Origin of the sequence: Rhodopirellula sp. JB055, from assembly GCF_043100905.1 — a bacterium.
Classification (GTDB): Bacteria; Planctomycetota; Planctomycetia; order Pirellulales; family Pirellulaceae; genus Rhodopirellula.
Genome location: NZ_JBICHO010000180.1, coordinates 1 through 4,932 on the forward strand (window position 1 = coordinate 1; position 4,932 = coordinate 4,932).

6 protein-coding genes are annotated in these 4,932 nt (G+C 58.3%); all 6 read right to left on the reverse strand.

What is annotated here, in order from left to right; translation table 11 throughout:
- Nucleotides 1-198, reverse strand: a 198-nt coding sequence (locus ACF8AM_RS07290; protein WP_392554992.1) for a MopE-related protein, incomplete at its 3' end; no start/stop codon positions are given.
- Between the two features lie 203 nt (nucleotides 199-401).
- Nucleotides 402-1,397 carry a methionyl-tRNA formyltransferase gene (locus tag ACF8AM_RS07295; RefSeq protein ID WP_392554993.1) on the reverse strand — a complete coding sequence of 332 codons (996 nt, stop codon included), beginning with the start codon at nucleotides 1,395-1,397 and terminating at the stop codon, nucleotides 402-404.
- Complete coding sequence (gene def / locus ACF8AM_RS07300; RefSeq protein WP_392554996.1) at nucleotides 1,390-1,983, reverse strand: peptide deformylase; 594 nt, start codon at nucleotides 1,981-1,983, stop codon at nucleotides 1,390-1,392. The genes ACF8AM_RS07295 and def overlap by 8 nt, the downstream gene beginning before the upstream one ends.
- Nucleotides 1,984-2,051: 68 nt before the next feature.
- Nucleotides 2,052-3,092: an ABC transporter ATP-binding protein gene (locus tag ACF8AM_RS07305; protein ID WP_392554994.1), complete on the reverse strand. Its 1,041-nt coding sequence runs from the start codon at nucleotides 3,090-3,092 to the stop codon at nucleotides 2,052-2,054.
- Nucleotides 3,089-4,138 (reverse strand): ABC transporter ATP-binding protein, encoded by a 1,050-nt coding sequence (locus ACF8AM_RS07310; protein ID WP_392554997.1) that lies wholly within the window; start codon nucleotides 4,136-4,138, stop codon nucleotides 3,089-3,091. The genes ACF8AM_RS07305 and ACF8AM_RS07310 overlap by 4 nt, the downstream gene beginning before the upstream one ends.
- 32 nt (nucleotides 4,139-4,170) lie before the next feature.
- Nucleotides 4,171-4,932 (reverse strand): ABC transporter permease (locus tag ACF8AM_RS07315; protein WP_392554995.1); only part of this gene is annotated, 762 nt, incomplete at its 5' end.

The following is a 4,932-nucleotide window of genomic DNA, read 5'->3' on the forward strand; positions in this document are numbered from 1 at the left end:
ATCACAATTTTCATCTATCTGATTATCTAAGATTTCCTCCGCACTGGGGTTGATGTTCGGGTCGGAATCATCACAGTCATCGGCTTGGTCGAACCCATCTTGGTCAAGGTCATCATCCAGCGTGTTTGGGTCGCAGTCGTCGAGCGGCGTGAAGCGAGCGGATTGACGCTGACTCGGGTGCTCTCTTTGTTCCGACATGGATGCCAGGCCATTGCTCACATTGAGTCGTCAGCGGCGTTCGTCAGTCGTAGGCCAGGTTCCACCTGGCAATTGTTCTACGCCGAGCAAATTTATTCTCTCGAAGGCGTTTTGATTGGACGCCTCGCTTGGTTCCCAAGCATCGGCTCGACTGCCAGGTGGAACCTGGCCTACGGTTGGACGGTGCGGAAGTTCCGGGGCCGTTACGGTTGGACCATCAGTGGTTGGCCGGCAACGAGTCGGTGGCCGCGTTTGAAGTCCAGGCCGGACATCTCTTTCTTGCCGGCTGGTTGAAGTCGCTCGATGATGACTTGCCCGTCGCCGCAGCCAATGGCCAGTTCATCGTGTTCCATCACGTGGCCCACGTTGGCGGGATCGGTTTCCAAGGTTTCTAAGCGGACTTCGCGAATCGCAAGTCGCAACGGCGGTTTGTTTTCGTTGACAACCGCATGGGTGAATGCGACCGGCCAAGGCTGCATGCCTCTTACCAGGCAATCGATCTCGCGGCCCGTTGCGGACCAATCGATTTGTGCCTCGGCTTTGGACAATCGCGGAGCCTTGGAAACTTTTGCTGGGTCCTGTGGTTGGCCAAGCGTTCCATGAGTGTCGAGCGACTCAATGGTTCGCAGCAACGCGATGGCTTCCAGTGTGGCGTCGACACCAATGTCGGAAAGGCGGGCTTCGAGGTCGCCGGAGGTCTCGTCGTCACGGATGGGAGTGGTTCGGGAGGCAACGATCGGACCACCATCAAGGCGTGGGGTCATGTGAATGACTGATACGCCGGTTTCGCGGTCGCCGGAAAGGAGAGCTCGCTGGACCGGCGCGGCACCTCGGTAGGCGGGCAGCAAGGATCCATGCAGGTTGATCCCGCCCAGGCGTGCGGCTTGCAGTGCTTCGGGTTTCAGGATTTGGCCGTAATCGCAAACGACCAGCAGGTCCGCCTTCAGTTCCGTGAGGCCGGCAATGGTTTCCGGATCATTGATGCTGGCGGGAGCATCGACGGGCAGGCCATGCGATTCGGCCCATTCGCGGACCGGTTGGGGTGGTGGGCCACCGCGGCTTTTGATGGGCGGCAGTGGTCGCACGAACACGCGGGCGATTTCGTCGCCGGAGGAGTCCAGTTGTTGCCGAATCGCTTCGAACGATGGCACCGCGAAAGGGCCGGTGCCCATCAGCACGTATCGGAGAGGCTCAGCCATTCGAGGTGGTCCCGCCGGTGTACATGGCTTCCCACTCGGCTCGTTGCTGGGCCAGTTTGGCTTCGTCGGCGATCGACCCGGTGCCCTGCTTGGACTCGTAGTCGGTTTTGAATTCCTCGAGTTGGTCTTCGATGTCGCGAAGGCCTTCTTCGCCGATGCGGTCAAAGAACATGATGCCGTCGAGGTGGTCGACTTCGTGTTGGACCACGCGGGCCATGAACCCGTCCAGGACTTGGTTGATCTCGTTGCCCTGGAGATCAAAGCCGCGCAAGCGAACTGATTTGGGGCGTTTGACTTGGCCGTAGATGCCCGGCACGCTGAGGCAGCCTTCTTGGGCCGTGTCGTTGCCTTTGGGGCGGTCGATTTCGGGGTTGAGGATCACCCAGGACTCGCCCTCGTCGCGTTTTCCGGTGGGGTTGGCAACGAACATGCGGATGGGCAAGTCGAATTGGTTGGCGGCCAGGCCGACGCCATCGAACTCGTACATCAAGTCGAGCATCTCTTCGGCCATTGATTTCAGCTTGGCATCCACACGCGCGATGGGACGTCTGTTGTGTCGAAGTGTCGGGTGCGGGAATTGATTGATCGACTACGGCTTGATGAAGGCGGCAAAAAGATGAAACGGCGGATGAGTTCAATCAATCCCGCAGCTTATCAAACTTCCGGCGGATCATCACGCTCCCAACAAGCCGCGGCGTGCGGTCGATCTGGTAATCCGGGGCGATCGGTTCGGCAACGGTCCACCGCGATCGGGCAGCGGTCGGCGAACGAGCAACCGGGATAGAACTTGTCCGGCGAGGGCACTTCGCCTTGCAGCACGATTCGTCGTCGCTGGGCAGCTATTGCGGGGTCGGGGACCGGGACGGCGGACAGGAGAGCTTCGGTGTAAGGGTGTTTGGGATCGGCGTAGAGTTCTTCTGCTGTGCCAAGTTCTGCGATTCGGCCGAGGTACATCACCCCGACTCGAGTCGCGATGTGACGAACAACGGCCAAGTCGTGAGCGATGAAAAGGTACGCCACACCGAGTCGTTGCTGCAGGTCCATCATCAGGTTGATGATTTGGGCCTGGATGGAAACATCCAGTGCCGACACCGGTTCGTCACAAAGGATCAAATCCGGCTGCACCGCGAGGGCCCGAGCAATCCCGATGCGTTGGCGTTGGCCGCCGCTGAATTCGTGAGGGTAGCGGTTCAGGAATCGTGGGTTGAGGCCAACCAATTCCATCAGACGCAAAACTTCGAGTTGGCGGTCTTTGCCGGACGCCAGTTTGTGAACCGTCAAGGGTTCGCCGATGATACCGCCAACGGTCATTCGGGGGTTGAGACTGGCAAAGGGGTCTTGGAAAACCATTTGCACGCGGCGTCGATACGGCAGCATCTCTTTGTCGGACAGTCCCGCGATTGATTTGCCGTCGACCAGGACGTCACCGGACGTTGGGTGGACCAAGTTAATGATCGCGCGGGCGGTGGTTGATTTTCCGCAGCCAGATTCTCCGACCAGTCCCAGTGTTTCGCCTTTGGCAATGTTGAAGGACACGCCGTCAACGGCTCGGATCAGTCCTTGTTCTGGATTGAACAGCGACCCACGGCGAAAGGGGAAGTGAACCTTCAGGTCGTTGACCTGCAGCAGCGGCGGATCCGAGATGGCGTTGCCGGATTCTTTGGTTGCTTCGTGGGTGGCGTGGGCTGAGCTCATGACGGCATCTCCACATGACAGGCCGCGAGGTGAGGTTGCACGATGGGTAGGTTCGCTTCGCCAGCGGGTTCCGCTTTCATTTGAAGCGTTGGTTCTTCTTGCTCACAAACCGGTTGCACGAAACTGCATCGGGGTGAGAACGCGCAGCCGACGATGGGTTCGGACATGTCTGGCGGGCCGCCGGGAATCGCCAGCAGTTTCTCGTGACGATCGGTGTCAAATCGTGGCAGTGAGCCAAGCAATCCGAGTGTGTAAGGATGTTGGGGCGATGCGAAGAGGTCGTTGACGTTCGCTTTTTCGACGATGCGTCCGGCGTACATCACCATCACGCGGTCCGCGACACCGGCGACCACGCCCAGGTCGTGAGTGATTAGGACGATCGCGGTTCCCTTACGCTCTTGTAGATCAGCCAGCAGGTCCATGATCTGAGCTTGGATGGTCACGTCGAGCGCGGTGGTCGGTTCGTCGGCGATCAGCAGTTCTGGTTCGCAGGACAGGGCCATCGCGATCATCACGCGTTGCCGCATCCCGCCACTGAATTGGTGTGGGTAATCGCGAAGACGTTTTTCAGGTGATGTGATGCCAACCAAACCCAGCATTTCGACCGCGCGTGCAGACGCGTCTTTCTTTGTGAGTCCCAAGTGCAACCGAGTCATTTCGGTCATTTGTTGCTCGATGGTCATCAGTGGGTTCAGCGCCGTCATCGGATCCTGGAAGATCATCGAGACATGCCGGCCGCGAATGCTTTGCAATTCACGATCGGACATCTTCAGGAGGTCGCGACCTTGGAACAGCGCCGTTCCGGAATCGATTTGTCCCGGCGGTTGTGGGATCAGTCCCATCATCGCCAAGTTGGTGACACTCTTCCCGCTGCCTGACTCTCCAACGATGCCGACAGTTTCCCCCGCTCGAACATCAAAAGATATCCCGCGAACGGCTTGGACTTGCCCCTCATCGGTTTTGAAGCTGACCTTGAGATCTGAAACCTGGAGGAGCGGTTGTTGGTTCTCACGAGGGGCGTTGTTTGCGTCTGTTGATGCGGGCATTGAGGAAGCAACAGGCGATCCGGAGGCTGAGTTCATCGGTTTTTCATCTTTGGATCCAACGCGTCACGCAAACCGTCGCCCAAGAAGTTCAAGGCGAACAGGGTCATGGCCAGAGCGGCGCCTGGGAAAATGACTACCCACCAAAAAAGTTTGACGCTGGAGAGAGCTTCCACGCCGTCGTTGAGCAACAAACCCCAAGACACATCCGGTGGGGCAACGCCCAGTCCGAGGAATGAAAGAAAGGCTTCGAACAGCATCACGGCGGGGATGGTCAAGGTCAGGTAAACGATGACGATGCCGAGCACGTTGGGCACCAAGTGTCGAAACACGATCCGCATCGACGAGGCACCAATCGTGCGAGCTGATTCAATGAACTGTTCTTGGCGAAGCGACAGCACTTGGCCGCGAACGACACGCGACATCGTCAGCCAATAGATCGCGCCGATGATGATGTAGAAGATCATGATCTGATCGATGCCGTAGCTTTCCAGCCATGCCTTCACGCTTTCTTCGCCCAAGAACGTGACAAGGTAGATCACAACGAAAATGAACGGGATCGAATACAGCATGTCGACGATTCGCATCATCGTGGCATCGACCCATCCACCGAAGTAGCCGGCGATCGCGCCGTAGCTGACGCCAATGACCAAGCTGACCAACGTCGCGACCACACCGACGACCAGCGAAACGCGTGCACCCCAGAACACTCGAGCGAGCAAGTCGCGTCCGAGTTTGTCGGTTCCGAAAATCGAAGGCACCGCGTAGTCGCCAAAGATCGCGACGCGGATTTGCAC

Excerpts from the sequence above, each read along its gene's own strand:
- ACF8AM_RS07305 (WP_392554994.1), bottom strand. The coding sequence starts at position 3,092 with ATGAGCTCAGCCCACGCCACCCACGAAGCAACCAAAGAATCCGGCAAC.
- ACF8AM_RS07310 (WP_392554997.1), bottom strand. The coding sequence starts at position 4,138 with ATGCCCGCATCAACAGACGCAAACAACGCCCCTCGTGAGAACCAACAA.
- ACF8AM_RS07295 (WP_392554993.1), bottom strand. The coding sequence starts at position 1,397 with ATGGCTGAGCCTCTCCGATACGTGCTGATGGGCACCGGCCCTTTCGCG.